We start from the raw sequence: 17,461 nt of genomic DNA, 5'->3' as shown, positions 1-17,461 counted from the left end.
CTGGGCGTTCGGGCTATCCGTCGACATTAACTCAGGCCACCACCCTGGTGATGCTTGAAGTTGCGCGAAACCACCGGCTATCTTGCAGAAAAATGCATCACCCGCACTCCAATGCACAGGGAGCCGACATGAGCCATGTCGCGTACGAGCTGACGACGCAACCCGACTGCTGGGAACGGGCCGCCGAGATGGCCCCGGCGCAGCGGGCGGTCCTCCCGCAACCGGGGGAGCGCACCGCGATCGTCGGGTGCGGGACCTCGTACTACATGGCGCAGGCCGCGGCCGCACTGCGCGAGGAGTCGGGCGCGGGGGAGACCGACGCCTTCCCCGCCTCCGAGTTCCCGCGCCACCGGCGCTACGACCGGGTGGTGGCCCTCACCCGCTCCGGCACCACCACCGAGGTGCTGGACCTGCTCGCGCAGCTGCGCGACGCGGGGATCGCCACCACCGCCGTCATCGGCGACCCCGACACGCCGGTGATGACCCTCGCCGACGACCTGGTCGTGCTGGACTTCGCCGACGAGCGCTCGGTCGTGCAGACCCGCTTCGCGACCACGGCGCTCACCCTGCTCCGCGCCCACGTCGGCCTGCACAGCCCGTCGGTGGTGGCCGACGCGCGCGCCGCGCTCGCCGAACCGCTGCCCGAACAGCTGGCGGGCCGCGGTCAGTTCACCTTCCTGGGCCGGGGCTGGAGCGTCGGGCTCGCTCACGAGGCCGCCCTCAAGATGCGCGAGGCCGCGCTGTCCTGGTCCGAGTCCTACCCGGCGATGGAGTACCGGCACGGCCCCATCAGCATCAGCGGTCCCGGCACGGTCACCTGGGCCCTGGACGAGGCCCCGGACGGCCTGGCCGACCAGGTCCGCGACACCGGGGCGCAGTGGGTGGAGGCCCGGCACGACCCGCTGGCCGAGCTGGTACGGGTGCACCGCCTCGCGATCGCGGTGGCCGCGCACCAGGAGCTGGACCCCGACCGGCCGCGCAACCTCACCCGCTCGGTGATCCTCAGCAGTGAAGAGGAGGTCGTCCGATGAGCCTCGTGCCGGCGGGCGACCTCGTCCGGGAGGCGGCCGCCACCGGTCGGGCCGTGGCCGCCTTCAACATCATCACCCTCGAACACGCCGAGGCCGTCGTCGCCGGGGCCGAGCAGGTCGGTGAGCCGGTCGTCATCCAGCTCAGCGAGAACGCGATCCGCTTCCGGGACGGCCGCCTGCTGCCCATCGCCCGCGCCGCGGTGGCCTGTGCCGAGGCGGCCGGGGTGCCGGTCGGCCTGCACCTGGACCACGTCAAGAGCGTCGACCTGCTGCGCCAGGCGGTCGACGCCGGCTTCGGTTCGGTCATGTACGACGCCGCGCACCTGCCGTACGGGGAGAACCTGGAGGCCACCCGCTCGGCCGCCGACTGGGCGCACGCCAACAACCTGTGGATCGAGGCCGAGTTGGGCGAGGTCGGCGGGAAGGACGGCGCCGCCCCGCTGGACCCGCACGCTCCGGGCGCGCGTACGGACCCGGACGAGGCCCGGCGCTTCGTCGCGGACTCGGGCGTGGACGCGCTCGCCGTCGCGATCGGCAGCAGCCACGCGATGACCTCGCGGACCGCGTCCCTGGACCACGCGCTGCTCGCCCGGCTGGCCAAGACGGTCGAGGTGCCGCTGGTCCTGCACGGCTCCTCCGGGCTGCCGGACGCGGAGCTGGCGGCGGCGGTGCTGGGCGGGATCCGCAAGGTCAACATCGGTACCGCCCTGAACGTGGCGATGACCGGGGCCATCCGCACCCACCTGACCAAGGCCGACCCGCGCCCGTACCTGACGGCGGCCCGTACGGCGATGACGGCCACCACGGCGGCCATGATCACGGCGCTGGACGCCTCCCGCTGACCGCACGGCGCAGGCCCTTCCGGATTCTTGGAACACGTTCTACTCTACGCCCGCCAGCGACGGACGGACCGTGAGACTCCCGGAGGGGCCGTGCACCTCGAATACACGCCTGAGCAGCAGCAGTTGCGCACCGAGCTGCGCGCCTACTTCGCCGAGCTGGTCCCGGAGGACGTCTACGGGCGCTACCAGGACGCCGCGGCGCAGAAGCGCTTCTACCGCGAGACGATCCGCCGGCTCGGCGCCGACGGCTGGCTCGGCGTCGGCTGGCCCAAGGAGTACGGCGGGCGCGGGATGTCGCCCATGGACCAGTTCATCTTCTTCGACGAGGCCGCGCAGGCCGTGGTCCCGCTGCCGCTGATGGCCCTCAACACCGTGGGGCCGACCATCATGCAGTTCGGCACGGACGAGCAGAAGGCCTACTTCCTCCCCAAGATCCTCGCCGGGGAGATCGACTTCGCCATCGGCTACAGCGAACCGGACGCCGGCACCGACCTCGCGGCCCTCAAGTGCAAGGCCGTCCGCGAGGGCGACGAGGAGAGCGGCACCTACGTCGTCAACGGGCAGAAGATATGGACGACCAACGGCGACACCGCCGACTGGGTCTGGCTCGCCGTGCGCACCGACCCCGACGCCCCGGCCCACAAGGGCATCACCATGCTGCTGGTCCCCACCGCCGACCCGGGGTACTCCTGCACCCTCATCAACACCCTCGCCTCGCACGACACCACCGCGAGCTACTACGAGAACATCAGGGTCCCCGCGAACCGCCGGGTCGGCCAGGAGAACAAGGGCTGGCGCCTGATCACGAACCAGCTCAACCACGAGCGCGTCACCCTCGCCGCGCACGGCACGATGGCCATCCGCGCCCTGCACGACGTACAGCGCTGGGCCGCCGACACCAAGCTCGCCGACGGCCGCCGGGTCATCGACCTCGGCTGGGTGCGGGGCCGCCTGGCCCGCACGCACGCCCGGCTCGATGCGATGAAGCTGCTCAACTGGCAGATGGTCAACGCCGTCCAGAGCGGCACCCTCACCCCGCAGGACGCCTCCGCCGTCAAGGTCTACGGCTCCGAGGCGCGCCGGGACGCGTACGCCTGGCTGATGGAGATCGTGGGCGCGGCGGGCGCCCTCAAGGACGGCTCGACGGGCGCGGTCCTGCACGGCGAGCTGGAACGCGGCTACCGCAGCGCGGTCATCTTCACCTTCGGCGGCGGCAACAACGAGATCCAGCGCGAGATCATCTCCTGGATCGGCCTGGGCATGCCCCGGGTCCGCCGCTGAGCGCCCGGGAACACAGCTCTCGCGCGGCTACGGGCGGCGAGGGGGCGCGCCGCGGGTCATGCCGATGAGTTCACGGTGCGGGAACGGTCTACCCAGCGACGCGACCGTTCTCGACAGGAGTGCCATGTCCACCATCCAGCCAGTGATCATCACCGCCCACCAGGAGGTTCTGGTCGGCTTCTACACGAAACTGTTCGGCGCCGAGGAGATCTTCCGGGTGCCGGAGGAAGGTCAGCCCTTCTACCTGGGCCTGCGCATCGGCGACACCGACCTCGCACTGGTGGCCAAGGCGGACCCGGGGACCGGGGCGGCGCCGCGGATCCTGCTCAGCATCGCCGTCGACGACGTCGACGAGATGCTCGGCCGGGTGACGGCGCTGGGCGGCTCGGTCCACGGCGGCCCCAACGACATGCCGTGGGGCCAGCGCGTGGTCCACATCAAGGATCCCGACGGCAACGCGGTGAACCTCACCCAGCCGATCCCGGCTCGGTGACGGTGTCGAAGACGGCGTCAGTCCGCCCGGAATCCGACCGCCAGCGTCAGTTCGAGGACCCGGTTCGGCGACCCGAGGTCCGGGAACAGCTCACGCAGCTGTGACATCCGGTACCGGACGGTCTGGGGGTGGACGAACAGCGCCGCCGCCACCTCGTCCCGCCTGCCCTGGTGCAGCAGCCACGCCCGCAACGTCTCCTCCAGCCGCCGCGCGGTCGCGGCGGACAGGGTCCGCAGCGGTGCGAGCGCCCGGGCGCGCAGGTCCGCGAAGGCGTCCGCGTCGGCGCTCAGCACCAGCTCGGGCAGGTGGTCCTCGGTGTCGCGGATGTCGCAGGAGAGGGAGCGCGCGCGTACGGCTCGTGCGTACGAGGCGGACGCACGCGTCCACGGCCGGGCCGGGCCGACCACGGCGGTGCGCTCGGGCAGCTGCCTCAGCAGGTGCGCCCGGTCGGCATCGGGGACGAGCAGCACGCCGGAGGTGTCCGGCAGATCGTCGAGGACGAGGGTGCCCGGGTCCAGCGTGCGGTAGGCGGGCCGGGCCTGGGCGGCCGGCAGGAGGACCGCGGTCAGTGACACCGGCGGCTGCCACCCGGCCCGCCCGGCCGCCGCGAGGAGCGCGTCCGGGCTCGCGCCGGCGAGGAGGTCGCGGGCCAGTTCTTCCAGGTGGCGCTCGTGGGCCCGGCCCCGGGCGGCCAGTTCGTCGGCGTGGCCCGCGGCGCTCGCGGCGGAGAGCTCGTCGATGTAGGCGAAGGTCAGCTCGGCGAACTTCGCGACCTCGGCGGCGGGCAGACCCGCGGGTACGGCGCCCGCGGCCAGACCGCGCCAGGCCACGCGGGCGCCGACCCGGTAGGCGCTGAGCAGGGCGTCCATCGAACGGCCGTCGCGGACCTCGCCGCGGCCCAGCTCGTAGGCCGCTTCGCCGGCGTCGCCGCCCGTGGCGTTCCCGCTCGCGAGGTCCAGGTAGAGGCTCAGGGCGGTGCGGACGGCGCGGCGGATCGTGGCGCCCATGCGACCGGAAAGGGCGTTGGCATAGGGCGGTACCTCGTCGATGATCGCCTGGACGACCTCGTCGGCGGTGGTCCTCAGCGCGGCCCGAATCGCGGTGACCGTCGCCTCGTCCAGGACCAGCTCGCTGGCCCTCCGGGTTGCATGGCTCACGTTTTTGTTCCCTGCGAACAATTCAACCGATCAGATTCACGTCCTACGGACAGGACTTTACCCCCTCAAGCACACCAAGCTGGGGCCATGACGAGTGCAGCCCTCCGCAGTAGGGCGTGGAAACTGCTGGAGATGGTCACGACGCCGCTGCTGCCGTCGGACTACCTCGACCTGGTCAGCCCGCTGCGTGCGGGCGGCGACCTGCGGGGGCGCATCGAAGCCGTGCACCCCGAGACGGGTGACGCCGCGACCATCGTGATCAAGCCGGGACAGGGCTGGCGCGGCCACACGGCCGGCCAGTACGTGCGGATCGGGGTCGACGTGGACGGGGTGCGCCTGTGGCGCGCCTACTCCCTCACCTCGCCGACGGACCGCCGCGACGGCCGGATCGCGATCACCGTGAAGGCGATCCCGGACGGCAAGGTCAGCAACCACCTGGTCCGCGGGGCGCAGCCGGGCACGCTGATCCAGCTGGACCAGGCCACGGGTGACTTCGTACTGCCGGAGGCCACGCCCGCCAAGGTGCTCTACCTGACGGCCGGCAGCGGCATCACGCCGGTGATGGGCATGCTGCGCGACGCCGAGCTCGACGACGTCGTCATGGTCCACTCCGCGCCGCGGCCGCAGGACGTGATCTTCCGCAGCGACCTGCACGACCTGGTCGCGGAGCGGAAGCTGCAGCTCACCGAGGTGCACACGGACACGGACGGCACGCTCGACATGGCCCGTCTCGCCGAACTCGTGCCCGACTGGGCCGAGCGCGAGACCTGGGCCTGCGGGCCCGCGGGCCTCCTCGACGCCGCCGAGCGGCACTGGAGCGCGCACGGCGTCCCGGAACGCCTGCACACCGAACGCTTCCGCCCCGCCGTCCTCGTCACCGGCGACGGCGTCGAGGGCGGCGAGGTCACCTTCGCCACCACGGGCACGACCGTCGACGCGGACGGCGCCACGCCGTTGCTGGACGTCGGCGAGGAGGCCGGCGTGCTGATGCCGTCCGGGTGCCGCATGGGCATCTGCTTCGGCTGCGTCATACCGCTCACCGCGGGCGCCGTCCGTGACCTGCGCACCGGTGAGATCACCGAGGCCGGGCCGGGCGTCCTCATCCAGACCTGCGTGTCCGCCGCGGCGGGCCCCTGCGACATCGAACGGTAGGAGCACTTTGACCGCCATCGACCCCACCGCCCACCTGACCGCGGAGCAGATCGAGGAGCTCGGCCGCGAGCTCGACGCGATCCGCGACGAGGTGATCGCCAGCCGTGGTGAGAAGGACGCCGCCTACATCCGCAAGGTCATCTCGGCGCAGCGCAAGCTCGAACTGGCCAGCCGGGGCGTCCTGCTGTTCTCGCTCTTCCCGCCCGCGTGGCTGATCGGCACCGCCGGCCTGTCCGTGGCGAAGATCATGGAGAACATGGAGATCGGCCACAACGTCCTGCACGGCCAGTGGGACTGGATGCGGGACCCGAAGATCCACTCCACCACCTGGGACTGGGACCACGTCTCGCCGGCCGAGCAGTGGAAGCACTCGCACAACGAGCTGCACCACACGTACACCAACGTGATCGGCAAGGACAACGACCTCGGCTACGGCATCATGCGCGTCGACGAGGACCAGAAGTGGCACCCGCTCCACCTCGGCCAGCCGCTGTGGAACTTCATCAACGCCTGCTTCTTCGAGTACGGCATCGCCGCCTACGACCTGGAACTCGGCAGGAACCTGAGCAAGCGCCGCCGCAAGAACCCGGAGTTCCGCGCCCGGGCCAGGGCCGTGGGCCGCAAGATCCGCAAGCAGGTGCTCAAGGACTACGTGATCCACCCGCTCCTCTCGGGCCCGTCGTTCCTCCCCACGCTCGCCGCGACGTTCACCGCGAACCTGGTCCGCAACGTCTGGTCCCACTCGGTCATCATGTGCGGGCACTTCCCCGAGGGCGTACAGGTCTTCGAGCGCCGGTCGATCAAGGGCGAGACGCGCGGCCAGTGGTACCTGCGCCAGATGATGGGCTCGGCGAACATCAGCGGCAGCAAGGCCATGCACTTCATGACCGGCAACCTGTCGCACCAGATCGAACACCACCTCTTCCCCGACCTGCCGAGCAACCGGTACGCCGAGGTCGCGGTGAAGGTGCGCGCCCTGTTCGAGAAGTACGAGCTCCAGTACGTCACCGGGCCCCTGCCCAAGCAGGTGTACTCCGCCTGGCACAGGGTCTTCCGCCTCTCCCTGCCGAACAAGAAGCCCAAGGTCACGACCCCGGACCGGGAAAAGGAACTCGTCGCGGCCTGACGCCGGCGTCATTCTGCCCAAAGCCGGGACGGCCGACCTCTTGCGCGTGCCGGCCGGCGTGGATCGGCTCGTGGTCGTGGTGAGTGCCGATCCGCTGCAGCCGGGTGCGGTCTTCACCCGTGCACCGCATCTGTCGATCGCCCAGACGGGCTCGCCGGCCCGGTCGTTCACGGCGCCGGACTTCACGTCCGGTGAGACCGTCGTGGTGCTGGCGGAGCTCTACCGGCGCGGCGGCGGATGGAAGGTCCGTGCGGTGGGGCAGGGCTACGCCTCCGGCCTGGCCGGCCTCGCGACCGACTACGGGGTCGATGTGGAACCCGAGCCCGACGTGGCCCCTGCGCCACTTCCGGCCCCGGCTCCGGCCCCGGGCCGCTCGAACCCCGTCCCCGCGGCGCCCGCGGATGGTCTGTCGAAGGTCGAGCTGCTGGCCCCCGCACTGCTGTCTCCGGCGCGCCAGGCCAACAAGGCCCTCGTCGACCAGCGCATCGCGAACCGGCGGGCGGCGGTGTACCTGATCCTGGATCATGACCTGCACATGGAAGAGCTGTACGACTCCTTCGCCGTGCAGGCCTTCGCCGAGCGCGTCCTCGCGCTGTCGGCCACCCTCGACGACGACGGCACCGGACAAGGCCGAGGTGCGCTCCTTGCTGCAGAACGCCGCACCGCTCGGCGTCTTCTGGCTGTTCGTCGGATTCGGCCGCGGCAAGCTCGCGTTCTACAAGAACCTCAACGCCTCCACCTCGGCCACCTTCACCAACGTCGCCTTCTACGACGCGAGCAAGAACCCGGGGTCGGTGCCCGACGAGCGGTTCTACGCCGGCCTCGTCGACGCCTTCGCCGCCTGGCTGCGGCATTGAGGCGTCGGCCCTGGCCGGGACGGTTCGGCGGGCTCAGCAGTGGCGGCGTCTGGCGGATACGGGGAGGCCCTGGCGGGGGCGGATGGTGATTCTCGCCAGGGAGTCGACCGTGAAGCCGGGGACGGGGTCGAACTCCCAGTGCCGGCCCAGGGTGGCCAGTGCCATGACGCCCTCCATCCGCGAGAAGGTGTTGCCTATGCACTGCCTCGGGCCACCGCCGAAGGGGAGGTAGGCCAGGCGCGGGCGGCCGGGCCGTACCGCGTGGCCGGTGAGCTCGTCCGCCGGGTCGGCGGACGGCGGGGACTCGATCCAGCGCTGCGGGGCGAAGCGCTCCGGCTGCGGCCACCAGTGGGGATCGCGGTGGACGACCCACGGGACGATCGCGACGAAGGCGTCCTTGGGCACGCGGCGGCCGCAGACCTCGAAGTCGGTCAGGGCGCGGCGGGCCACGCCCAGGATCGGGGGGTAGAGGCGCATCGCCTCGGAGAGGACCGCGTCGGTCCAGACGAGGCGGGGCAGGTCCTCGACCGTGGGCAGCCGGTCGCCGAGCACCTCGTCGATCTCCGCGTGCATCCGCTCCCGCGCCCCGGGGTCGTTGCCGAGCAGGTGGTAGGCCCAGGCGAGGGCGCTGGCCGTGGTCTCGTGGCCGGCCATGAGCAGGGTGATCGCCTCGTCCCGCACCTGGAGGTCGTCCATCGGCTCCCCGGTGTCGGCGTCGCGCGCCGCGAGCAGCAGGGAGAGCAGGTCGGCGCCCTGCCCGTCGCCCCGCCTGCGCTCCGCGACGAGCTGGTCGACGATGGCGTAGAGGCTGGCCCGGCCCTCGTAGAAGCGCTTGTTGCCGGGCAGCGGCAGCTTCGCCAGATGGCGGGCGAAGGGCAGGGAATCCCAGCGCAGCGGACCTTCGTGGCGCGGGACGGCGGTGCGGATGGTGCGGGCCACGTCGCTGTCGAGGGAGACGTCGAAGAGCGTGCGGGCCACGATGGCGAGGGTCAGCTCGGTCATCTCGACCTGCATGTCGAGCCGGTCCCCGTCCTTCCAGCCGGACTGGAGGTCGTCGGAGAGCTCGGCGAAGGCGCGGCCGTATCCGGCGATGCGTTCGTGGTGGAACATCGGCTGGATCAGCCTGCGCTGCTTGCGGTGGAAGGTCCCGTCGCTGGTGACCAGGCCGTTGCCGAGGATCACTTCGAGCGGGGCGGCCCATTTGCCGCGCCCGGCGCTCATGACGTCCTTGGCGAAGTTGCGGTGCGAGGTGACCAGCACCTCGTGGGCCGCCTCCGGGTCGCTGATCATGTACATATCGCGCCAGCCGAGCGGAATGCGCACGACCGGGCCGTAGCGGTCGCGCAACCCGCCGACGTAGTCCAGCGGATGGCCGGACATCGCGAGCAGGGAGCGGATCCGGCCGCCGGGGCCGGGCGCCGCGGTGGCGGTCGCGGTCGCGGTGGCGGTGGCCACGGGAGGGGAGACCTGGGTCATCGAAGTGCCTTCCTGAGCTCCACGGACACGGGCGGGGTCACTCCCTGACGAAGCGTTGGAGGGCGAGCGAGACGTTCTGCCCGCCGAAGGCGAAGGAGTTGGAGAGGGCCGCCCGGACCGGGTACGGACGGGCGGTGTTCGGTACGTAGTCGAGGTCGCACTCGGGGTCGGGCGCGTCCTGGTTGATGGTGGGCGGGATGACCCCGCGGTCGATGGCCAGGGCGCAGAAGGCCGTCTCCGTCGCGCCGGCCGCGCCCAGCAGGTGACCGGTCATCGACTTGGTCGAGCTGACGGCCAGCTTCCCGCTGTGCGTGCCGAAGGCGGTTTTGATCGCCTTGGTCTCGGCGGCGTCGGAGAAGGTGGTCGAGGTGCCGTGGGCGTTGACGTGGTCGATCTCTTCGGGCTTGAGGTCGGCCTCGCGCAGCGCGGCGAGCATCGCGCGGGCGGCGCTGTCCCCGCTGGGATCGGGCGCGGTGACGTGGTAGGCGTCGCTGGTCTGGCCGTAGCCGCAGATCTCGGCGTAGACGTACGCGCCCCGCGCCCCGGCCGACTCGGCGGTCTCCAGGAGCATCACGGTGGCCCCTTCCCCCATGACGAAGCCGTCCCGGTCCGCGGTGAAGGGGCGGGAGGCGCGCTCGGGCTCGTCGTTGCGGCGGGACAGCGCGCGCAGGTTGGCGAAGCCCGCGATCAGGGGCGAGGCGATGCAGGCCTCGGAGCCGCCCGCGAGCGCGGCCCCGGCGTAGCCGTCGCGGACCATGCGGTAGGCCTGTCCGATCGCGTCGGCCGAGGAGGCGCAGGCGGTGACCGGTGCGGCGCCGGGGCCGCGGAAGCCGAAGTGCTGGGAGACCGAGCCCGCACCCATGTTCACGATGGAGCTGGGAATGAAGTACGGGGAGACCGACCAGGGCTCCGCCGCGTCCTTCAGCACCCCCGCCCTCATGGTGGTGGCGCCGCCGATGGCGCTGCCGATCACGGTGGCCGCGCCGTCCCGGTCGATGCCTTCCAGACCCGCCCGCTCCACGGCGAGTTCGGCCGCGACGAGCGCGAAGTGGCAGAACCGGTCGAGGCGCCGGACCTCCAGGCGGGTCAGCCACGGCGTCGGGTCGAAGTCGGCCACCTCGGCGGCGATCCGCACCGGCAGCCGGTCGGCGTCGAAGCCCCGGATCGGTCCCACGCCGGACGCTCCGGCGAGCAGCCGCGTCCAGACCGTCTCGGTGCCGATGCCGAGCGGGTTGACCATGCCGATGCCGGTCACCACCACCCGATGGCGACCGGGAACGGTGTTCATCCGGGCTCGCCCGGTTCGGCGAGTCCGAAGAGAGACTCCATCCGCATCGCGAGCTGCACGTCGCCCTGGATGTGCAGCCGGCCCCCCAGCAGCAGGTCCATGCCCTGGACCGAGGCGGAGGCCATCTCCACGAAGCTGACCGCGTCCAGGGCGAGGGTGACCGCGGGCTCGCCCGAGATGCCCGTCCCGCGCACGTCACAGGTGTCCCCGGCCAGTACGAGGTCGTAAGCGATCGGGTCGGCCGGCGACCGCGACACCTCCCAACGGGCGGTCTGCGCGGGACCCGTGAGGCCCCCGGTGTAGCGCTCGGGCATCCGCTCGAAGGCCGCGCGCAGTACGTCCCCGCCCTCGGGCGTGGCCAGCCAGGCCGCCAACTCCTGGCGCGGCAGCCCGGCGAGGACGGCGCGGATGTCGGCGAGGTCGCCGGAGTGCAGCCCCGCGAGCAGCTCCGGGGAGAAGGTGGGTTCGGTCGTCATGACGACTCCTCCGCTCCTGCGGGCACCCGCCCGCTGTTGACTGTTCGGTCGGCCGCCTGCCGGAGTTCCTGCCGCGGCGCGATGCCGGGCAGTCGGGCGAGGACGTGACCGTCGGGCCGTACGAGGACCGCTTCCGGCCCCTCCAGCGCGTAGACGTCGGCGAACGCTCCGGTGACGTCGCGCAGGTGGGGCCCGTCCGCGGCGATCACGGCTGCCGTGAGGGGCAGGCCCAGGAAGGTCGCGGCCTCCTGCGCCACCTCCTGCCACACCGCCCCCCGCGCCCCCGTGAGCAGGGAGAATCCGGAGCGGTTCAGGTCGGTCGTGGAGATCCGGTCGCCGTCCCGGTCGAGCCAGGCGTGCGGGGCCCGGTGGCCGGCCCGGGCGGTCGGCCGGTAGGTCACGATGTCCTGGACCACCGGCTCGCCGGGCCCCGGCGCGTAGGTGAAGCCCAGCGCCTGCCCCTCGAAGTCGAAGTGCGGCCGGTGCTGTTCGATGTTCTGCGCGAACTCCGCCTGCTCCGCGTCCGATTGGAGCAGGGCCCGCTTCTGGAGGGCGTTGCTCTCGCTGTGCCGGGCGTTGAACTCGGCGACCGGGCGCCGTTCGCGCTCGTACGAGTCGAGCAGGGTGTCGGGGGCGCCGCCGCGCAGCACCGCGGCCAGCTTCCAGGCGAGGTTGTGGGCGTCCTGGATGCCGGTGTTCATGCCGAAGCCCCCGGTGGGCGGGAAGGTGTGGGCGGCGTCCCCCGCGGCGAGCACCCGGCCGTCGGCGCTGCGCCAGGAGTCGAGACCGGTGGAGCCCATCACCCAGTTCCGTACGGAGTGGACGCGCAGCCCTTCGACCGACGTGCCGATGGCGGCCTCGATCAGCTTCAGGTGATCGACCTCCTCCTCGAAGTAGGTGTGTTCCTCTTCGGGGGTGAGGGCCGGGATCTCCAGGAGCCATTCGCCGCGCGCGGGGTCCACGGTGATCAGGACGCCCCGGACGAGGGAGCCCATCACCCAGTACAGGGCGCTCTCCCGGCCGGCGGTCCAGGGCGAGAGGTCGGCGCTGAAGTGGATGTCGAGGAGCCGGCCGAGCGGTGTGGCCGCGGTCCGCCGCAGGCCGACCGTCTCGCGCAGCGGGCCGTGCAGACCCTCGGCCAGGACGGCGTAGCGGGCCTCGACGACGAGGGGCCGCTCGCCCGAGGCCGTCACCCTGACGCCGGAGGGGGTCCGGGTCAGCTCCTCGGCCCGGACGCCGCGGATCACCCGGGCGTTCGCGGGGAGCCGCTCGACGAGCAGTGCTTCCACCCGGTTCTGCGAGCAGATGACGGGCAGGACCGGGCTGATGGCCGCGCGCCGCATCAGGGACGCGGCCGATTCGATGACGTCCAGGGCGGCGAGTTCGGTGCCGGCGAGTTCGGTGCACCAGGTGATGCGCGCCGTGTTCGGCAGGGGCACGCCGACACGGCGGACCTCGGCGTCGACGCCCAGGTACCTGAGCAGCTCCATGGTGCGCGAGTTGATCACGGTGGCGCGCGGGTGACCGGAGGGCGCGGGGCGCTGTTCCAGTACGACGGTGCGGACGCCGAGTCCGGCGAGGAAGTGGGCCGCGGCGAGGCCGGTGGGCCCACCGCCGACCACCACGACATCGGCCTCCAAGTGCTCCGCCGTCCGCGGGGGTCGGGGTACTGCCGCGTTCATCGTCGTACCTCCGCGAGGGCGGCGACGACCGGCGCCAGGCGCCGGGCCACCGCCGCGTCGAAGCCGGCCTCGAACAGGACGCGGGCGACGACGACCGCGGGCAGCCCGGCGAGCACGGCGCCGATCAGCCAGAGCACGAACACCCCGGTGAACGCCTTGCGCGGGAGGTCTCCCCGCCGGTCGGCGGCGCGGATGATCCGCCCCCAGACCCGGAAGACCCTCCCGGCCAGGAGGTCGGCCGCGGCCAGGGGAGGGTTCACGGGGGCCGCGTCATGGGCGGCGAGTACGGCGCGCACCCGCTCGGCCAAGGCCGACTCGGAGGTGGCGAGGGAAGCGGGCTCGCCCTGTTCCGCAGCGAAATCCGGCTGCGCGGGGGAGAGTTCGGCGAGGCGCTCGCCGAGGAACGCGAGCCGGTCCAGCTCGTCCGCGCCGACACCGGCGCGCGGGAAGCCCCAGGACGCCTCCCGCTTGCCGGCGAGCAGCCAGCGCAGCGTGGTGACGAAGGTGATCCCGGCGGAGGCGGTGTCCACCGAGGCGATCGTGCCCACGTAGCGGCCGCCCGCGCCCTCGATCAGCCGCCGCACCTCGAGGGCGGCGGAGTACCACATGTTCCGGCAGGCCACGAGGCCGACGACACCGCGCCCGTCGAAGGCCGTCGGCTCGGCGCCGACGAAGGCCCGCATGGGCAGCGCCGGAGCCAAGTACCAGACGGGGAAGGCGAAGACGACCAGGTCCGCGTCGTCATCGTCGGCCACCGGCGGCCGGGCGGTGATCCCGGGTGCCGCGTCGGGGTCGACGGAGGCGGGGAATACGCCGAAGAAGCGGCGTACGGGCCAGGGGAAGGGAAAGGGTTCGCGTGGCCTGATCTCGACCTTGCGAATGTCCCAACCCGCCTTTTCCAGCGGGTCGGTGACGGCGGAGACGGATTCCAGGAGCTGACCGGTCTGCGAGTACCAGTACACGGTCACCCGGGGCCGTGGGGCCACCACCTCAGGCCTCCCCGCCGGATACGGCCGTCAGGTGCGCGAAGGACACCGCGAACCGCCCGGATTCGGGAACCATCAAAAGGAGCTTGTCACCGTCGGAAATCATGCCCTCGGCGAGCATTTCCTCCAGGATCACGTAGATGCTCGCGGAACCGATGTTTCCGACCCGCGTCAGATTGCTGTACCACTTCTCGACGGAGGGGCCCCGGAGCTTCTTCTTCTCGATCTCCTTGAGCACCATGGACTTCATGCGCTCGCTGGAGTAGTGCGCGGGGAACCAGGCCAGCTCGTCCGGGTCGAAACGGCCCTCGTCGAGCAGCCGCTGGTACTCCTTGACGCCGAGCCGCACGAGGTGCGGCAGCAGGCCCAGGTCCTGGCGCAGCGCCAGCGCGCCGTCGACGGCCGCCTCGGCCGCGGAGGGGTAGTCCAGCCAGCTCCGCTTCCCCGAGTTGTCGGCCGCGCCCATGTACATGCAGGTGCGCTCGGTGTTGGCGTAGGAGGTGAGCGAGATCCAGTCGATCCGCAGGCTGATTCCCTCGGCCGCCGGTCGGTCCTGCACCAGCGCGGCCCCGGCGCCGTCCGAGAGCATGTAGCGCAGGAACGCGATCTCCATGGCGATGGCGCCGTCGTCCGAGATCGGCCGGACGTCGGCGAACCGGTCGCTCTTCATGAGCCGCGAGATCAGTTCGGACGCGCAGGCGATCGCGTTCTTCTTCTCCCCGGCCACCACCTGGAGGTAGGCGCTCTTGAGCGCCATCATCCCGGAGCTGCAGATCCCGTGGGTGCTCACGATCTCGCAGGGCGGGCTGCCCAGTTCGCCGTGGACCCCGCTGGCGAAGCCGGGCGCGATGAGGTCCGGGAGGCCGGTGGCCGCTGCGATGAGGTCGATGTCGTCGAGCGTGATGTTCGAGCGCTCCACCGCCCGGCGGATGGCGCCGACCGCCAGATCGGTGTTGGAGAACAGGGTCTGCTGCTGCTTGTCGATGGCGTAGTGCCGCGTCTTGATCCCGCAGTTGTCGAGGGTCTGCTCGCGCAGCCCCGAACTCGCGCGGCCCACGCTGCCGATGTACTCCTCGACCTCTTCGTTGGGCACCGGCTCGCCGGGCAGGAAGCTTCCCATGGCGGTGATGTAGGCAGGCATAGCGGTGTCTCCCCGTGATCTGGGCGGTTGCTTCTAGGCCGTGCTTTCTACGCGGTCGCTTTGATTTCGATCTTGGAGACGGCGAGGTCCAGGATGTCGCCGACGGTGCGGATGCCACCGATGCGCTCGTCGTCCATCGATATGCCGTACGCGCCCTGAAGGCTTTGCGTCATGGCGATGAGGTCGAGCGAGTCGATGCCGATGTCGTTGTACAGATCGGATTCCGCGGAGATTTCCTCCGGGTCGGCATCGCACTTGGCCGCGAGGAATCCCGTGATATCCGCGTAGAGATCTGTCCTCAGAGACATGTTCACCTCCCGTGCCTCACCCCCTGTGCGGCACGGGCTTCACTCTGGCCCACGCCACGGGGCGGGACAAGGCCGGATTTCCGGGAGGAGATCGACTTCGACCGAACCTCGAACGCGCTCAAGCCGGTGGCCGAGCCTCCGCTACGGGGCGGAAGTCGGACGGCAATGGAAATCGGCCCGAGACCGATGTCGAATATCCGAAGGAGCGGCGAAACCTCGCTGTTTTCGGACACGCCCGCACGGTCGAAATTCAAGGGCGTCCGGCGGGAGCGGCCGGGGGAGAGGTCCGAGGTGGGTGGCACCGATCGCGGTGCGACCGGAGCGGATCTGAGGGGGATTGGTCCAGACCTATTGACGGCCGATTCCAGCCCTCCTACGATCCGGTCGGCACAGCCCCACATGTCCACCTCACCCAGAGCCGGGCGTCACGCCCCCACGCGCCGGTCCCTGACCACGTCGCCCGGCGGGAAGGGAGCACCGCGTGTTCCGTCGCAAGCCGCGCACCTCACGCCCGTCCGCCGACCCCCACCCCCGGACGGACCCCGGCCTACGCCGCACCACCGCCTCCAGGCGGACCCTCGCCGGGGTCAGCGCGATCGCCGTCGTCGCCGCCGGCCTGGCCGCGGCCGGATCCGTCACGGCCGGCGCCGCCACCCCCAACCTGCTCGCCAACTCCGGTTTCGAGAGCGGGTTGTCCGACTGGACCTGTTCCGGCGGCTCCGGCGCGGCGGTCGCCAGCCCGGTCCACTCCGGTGCCTCCGCGCTCAAGGCGACCCCCGCCGGCTCGGACAACGCCCAGTGCACCCAGACCGTCAGCGTGCAGCCCAACTCCCAGTACACGCTGAGCGCCTTCGTCCAGGGCAGCTACGTCTACCTCGGCGCCACCGGCACCGGAATCACCGGCACCACGTCCACCTGGACACCCAGCAGCCCGTCCTACGGCCAGCTCAGCGTCACCTTCGCCACCGGGGCCAACACCACCTCGGTGACCGTCTACCTGCACGGCTGGTACGGGCAGCCCGCCTACTACGCGGACGACGTGGCCCTCGCCGGCCCCGGCGGCCCCAACCCCACCCCGACCGCCACCGCCCCCACCACCGCCCCGCCGACCACCGCGCCCCCCACGACCGCACCGCCGACCACCGCCCCGCCCACCACCGCGCCCCCCACCACCGCACCGCCGACCACGCCGCCGCCGGGTGAGACCTGTCCCACCAAGCCCAAGCCGTCGGGGAAGGTCCTGCAGGGCTACTGGGAGAACTGGGACGGCGCCTCCAACGGGGTCCACCCCGGCATGGGCTGGGTCCCCATCACGGACAGCCGGATCGCCGCGCACGGCTACAACGTCATCAACGCCGCCTTCCCGGTGATCCTCTCGGACGGCACCGTGCTCTGGCAGGACGGCATGGACGCCGGCGTCAAGGTCTCCACCCCCGCCGAGATGTGCCAGGCCAAGGCGGCCGGGGCGACGCTCCTGATGTCGATCGGCGGCGCCGCCGCCGGCATCGACCTGAGCTCCAGCACCGTCGCCGACAAGTTCGTGGCGACCGTCGTCCCGATCCTGAAGAAGTACAACTTCGACGGCATCGACATCGACATCGAGACCGGCCTGTCCGGGAGCGGCAACATCAACACGCTGTCCGCGTCCCAGTCCAACCTGATCCGCATCATCGACGGCGTCCTCGCGCAGATGCCGGCCGGCTTCGGCCTCACCATGGCCCCCGAAACCGCCTACGTCACCGGCGGCAGCGTCACCTACGGCTCGATCTGGGGCTCGTACCTGCCGATCATCAAGAAGTACGTCGACAACGGCCGCCTGTGGTGGCTCAACATGCAGTACTACAACGGCAGCATGTACGGCTGCTCGGGCGACTCCTACCAGGCGGGTACCGTCCAGGGCTTCACCGCGCAGACCACCTGCCTCAACAACGGCCTGACCATCCAGGGCACCACCATCAAGGTGCCCTACGACAAGCAGGTGCCCGGCCTGCCCGCCCAGCCCGGCGCCGGCGGCGGCTACATGGCGCCGAGCCTGGTCGGCCAGTCGTGGAACGCCTTCGGCGGTTCGCTGAAGGGGCTCATGACCTGGTCGATCAACTGGGACGGTTCGAAGGGCTGGAGCTTCGGCGACAACGTCAAATCCCTCCAGAACCGCTGACCGCCCG

16 protein-coding genes and 1 pseudogene are annotated in these 17,461 nt (G+C 71.5%); 9 read left to right on the top strand and 8 right to left on the bottom strand.

All coding sequences use genetic code 11. From position 1 onward, the window contains the following. Positions 1-128: 128 nt before the first annotated feature. The 4 genes from ACZ4UB_RS04890 to ACZ4UB_RS04875 all read left to right on the top strand — a co-directional run bounded on the left by ACZ4UB_RS04890 (position 129) and on the right by ACZ4UB_RS04875 (position 3,647). The gene (locus ACZ4UB_RS04890; protein WP_354381026.1) at positions 129-1,031 is read left to right on the top strand and encodes an SIS domain-containing protein; all 903 of its coding nucleotides are present in this window, start codon (positions 129-131) and stop codon (positions 1,029-1,031) included. After that, positions 1,028-1,873, top strand: coding sequence for a class II fructose-bisphosphate aldolase (locus ACZ4UB_RS04885; RefSeq protein WP_354381025.1), 846 nt, complete (start codon positions 1,028-1,030; stop codon positions 1,871-1,873). The genes ACZ4UB_RS04890 and ACZ4UB_RS04885 overlap by 4 nt, the downstream gene beginning before the upstream one ends. A 90-nt stretch (positions 1,874-1,963) precedes the next feature. Continuing rightward, positions 1,964-3,154: an acyl-CoA dehydrogenase family protein gene (locus tag ACZ4UB_RS04880; RefSeq protein WP_385773355.1), complete on the top strand. Its 1,191-nt coding sequence runs from the start codon at positions 1,964-1,966 to the stop codon at positions 3,152-3,154. Positions 3,155-3,278: 124 nt separating this feature from the next. After that, positions 3,279-3,647, top strand: a complete 369-nt coding sequence (locus tag ACZ4UB_RS04875) for a VOC family protein (protein ID WP_468068271.1) — start codon at positions 3,279-3,281, stop codon at positions 3,645-3,647. Positions 3,648-3,664: 17 nt separating this feature from the next. Here the strand turns inward: ACZ4UB_RS04875 and ACZ4UB_RS04870 are convergent, their stop codons facing one another. Then, entirely contained in the window at positions 3,665-4,804 is a 1,140-nt protein-coding gene (locus tag ACZ4UB_RS04870; RefSeq protein ID WP_354381022.1) for a PucR family transcriptional regulator, read from the bottom strand. A gap of 87 nt (positions 4,805-4,891) precedes the next feature. Here ACZ4UB_RS04870 and ACZ4UB_RS04865 point away from each other — a divergent pair, with 87 nt between their 5' ends. The 4 genes and pseudogenes from ACZ4UB_RS04865 to ACZ4UB_RS04850 all read left to right on the top strand — a co-directional run bounded on the left by ACZ4UB_RS04865 (position 4,892) and on the right by ACZ4UB_RS04850 (position 7,939). After that, positions 4,892-5,956 carry a ferredoxin reductase gene (locus ACZ4UB_RS04865; protein ID WP_468068269.1) on the top strand — a complete coding sequence of 355 codons (1,065 nt, stop codon included), beginning with the start codon at positions 4,892-4,894 and terminating at the stop codon, positions 5,954-5,956. A gap of 7 nt (positions 5,957-5,963) precedes the next feature. Beyond that, a complete protein-coding gene (locus ACZ4UB_RS04860; RefSeq protein WP_468068268.1) occupies positions 5,964-7,082 on the top strand; it encodes a fatty acid desaturase family protein in 1,119 nt (372 codons plus the stop codon). A 46-nt stretch (positions 7,083-7,128) separates the two neighbouring features. Next, positions 7,129-7,644: pseudogene (locus ACZ4UB_RS04855) on the top strand (TerD family protein); the annotation flags it as partial. A gap of 82 nt (positions 7,645-7,726) precedes the next feature. After that, positions 7,727-7,939 carry a VWA domain-containing protein gene (locus tag ACZ4UB_RS04850; RefSeq protein ID WP_468068266.1) on the top strand — a complete coding sequence of 71 codons (213 nt, stop codon included), beginning with the start codon at positions 7,727-7,729 and terminating at the stop codon, positions 7,937-7,939. Between the two features lie 33 nt (positions 7,940-7,972). Here the strand turns inward: ACZ4UB_RS04850 and ACZ4UB_RS04845 are convergent, their stop codons facing one another. From ACZ4UB_RS04845 to ACZ4UB_RS04815, 7 genes are read right to left on the bottom strand one after another with little or no spacing between them, the layout of a single operon-like run. Continuing rightward, positions 7,973-9,415 (bottom strand): cytochrome P450, encoded by a 1,443-nt coding sequence (locus ACZ4UB_RS04845; protein ID WP_468068264.1) that lies wholly within the window; start codon positions 9,413-9,415, stop codon positions 7,973-7,975. A gap of 37 nt (positions 9,416-9,452) precedes the next feature. Beyond that, the gene (gene fabF, locus ACZ4UB_RS04840) at positions 9,453-10,703 is read right to left on the bottom strand and encodes a beta-ketoacyl-ACP synthase II (RefSeq protein WP_468068263.1); all 1,251 of its coding nucleotides are present in this window, start codon (positions 10,701-10,703) and stop codon (positions 9,453-9,455) included. Beyond that, positions 10,700-11,179 (bottom strand): SCP2 sterol-binding domain-containing protein, encoded by a 480-nt coding sequence (locus tag ACZ4UB_RS04835; protein WP_468068262.1) that lies wholly within the window; start codon positions 11,177-11,179, stop codon positions 10,700-10,702. The genes fabF and ACZ4UB_RS04835 overlap by 4 nt, the downstream gene beginning before the upstream one ends. Next, positions 11,176-12,861, bottom strand: a complete 1,686-nt coding sequence (locus ACZ4UB_RS04830) for an FAD-dependent oxidoreductase (RefSeq protein ID WP_468068261.1) — start codon at positions 12,859-12,861, stop codon at positions 11,176-11,178. The genes ACZ4UB_RS04835 and ACZ4UB_RS04830 overlap by 4 nt, the downstream gene beginning before the upstream one ends. Continuing rightward, positions 12,858-13,847, bottom strand: coding sequence for a hypothetical protein (locus ACZ4UB_RS04825; RefSeq protein WP_468068260.1), 990 nt, complete (start codon positions 13,845-13,847; stop codon positions 12,858-12,860). Before ACZ4UB_RS04825 ends, ACZ4UB_RS04830 begins: the two co-directional genes overlap by 4 nt. 4 nt (positions 13,848-13,851) lie before the next feature. Beyond that, positions 13,852-14,988 (bottom strand): 3-oxoacyl-[acyl-carrier-protein] synthase III C-terminal domain-containing protein, encoded by a 1,137-nt coding sequence (locus ACZ4UB_RS04820; RefSeq protein WP_468068259.1) that lies wholly within the window; start codon positions 14,986-14,988, stop codon positions 13,852-13,854. 47 nt (positions 14,989-15,035) lie between these two features. After that, a complete protein-coding gene (locus tag ACZ4UB_RS04815; RefSeq protein ID WP_468068584.1) occupies positions 15,036-15,296 on the bottom strand; it encodes an acyl carrier protein in 261 nt (86 codons plus the stop codon). Positions 15,297-15,777: 481 nt separating this feature from the next. Between ACZ4UB_RS04815 and ACZ4UB_RS04810 the strand changes: the two genes are divergently transcribed. Continuing rightward, a complete protein-coding gene (locus ACZ4UB_RS04810; protein ID WP_468068258.1) occupies positions 15,778-17,454 on the top strand; it encodes a carbohydrate binding domain-containing protein in 1,677 nt (558 codons plus the stop codon). Positions 17,455-17,461 lie beyond the last annotated feature (7 nt).

The sequence above is a fragment of the Streptomyces sp. NPDC028419 genome, assembly GCF_055565515.1.
This window is presented reverse-complemented; position numbering and strand designations above follow the sequence as displayed.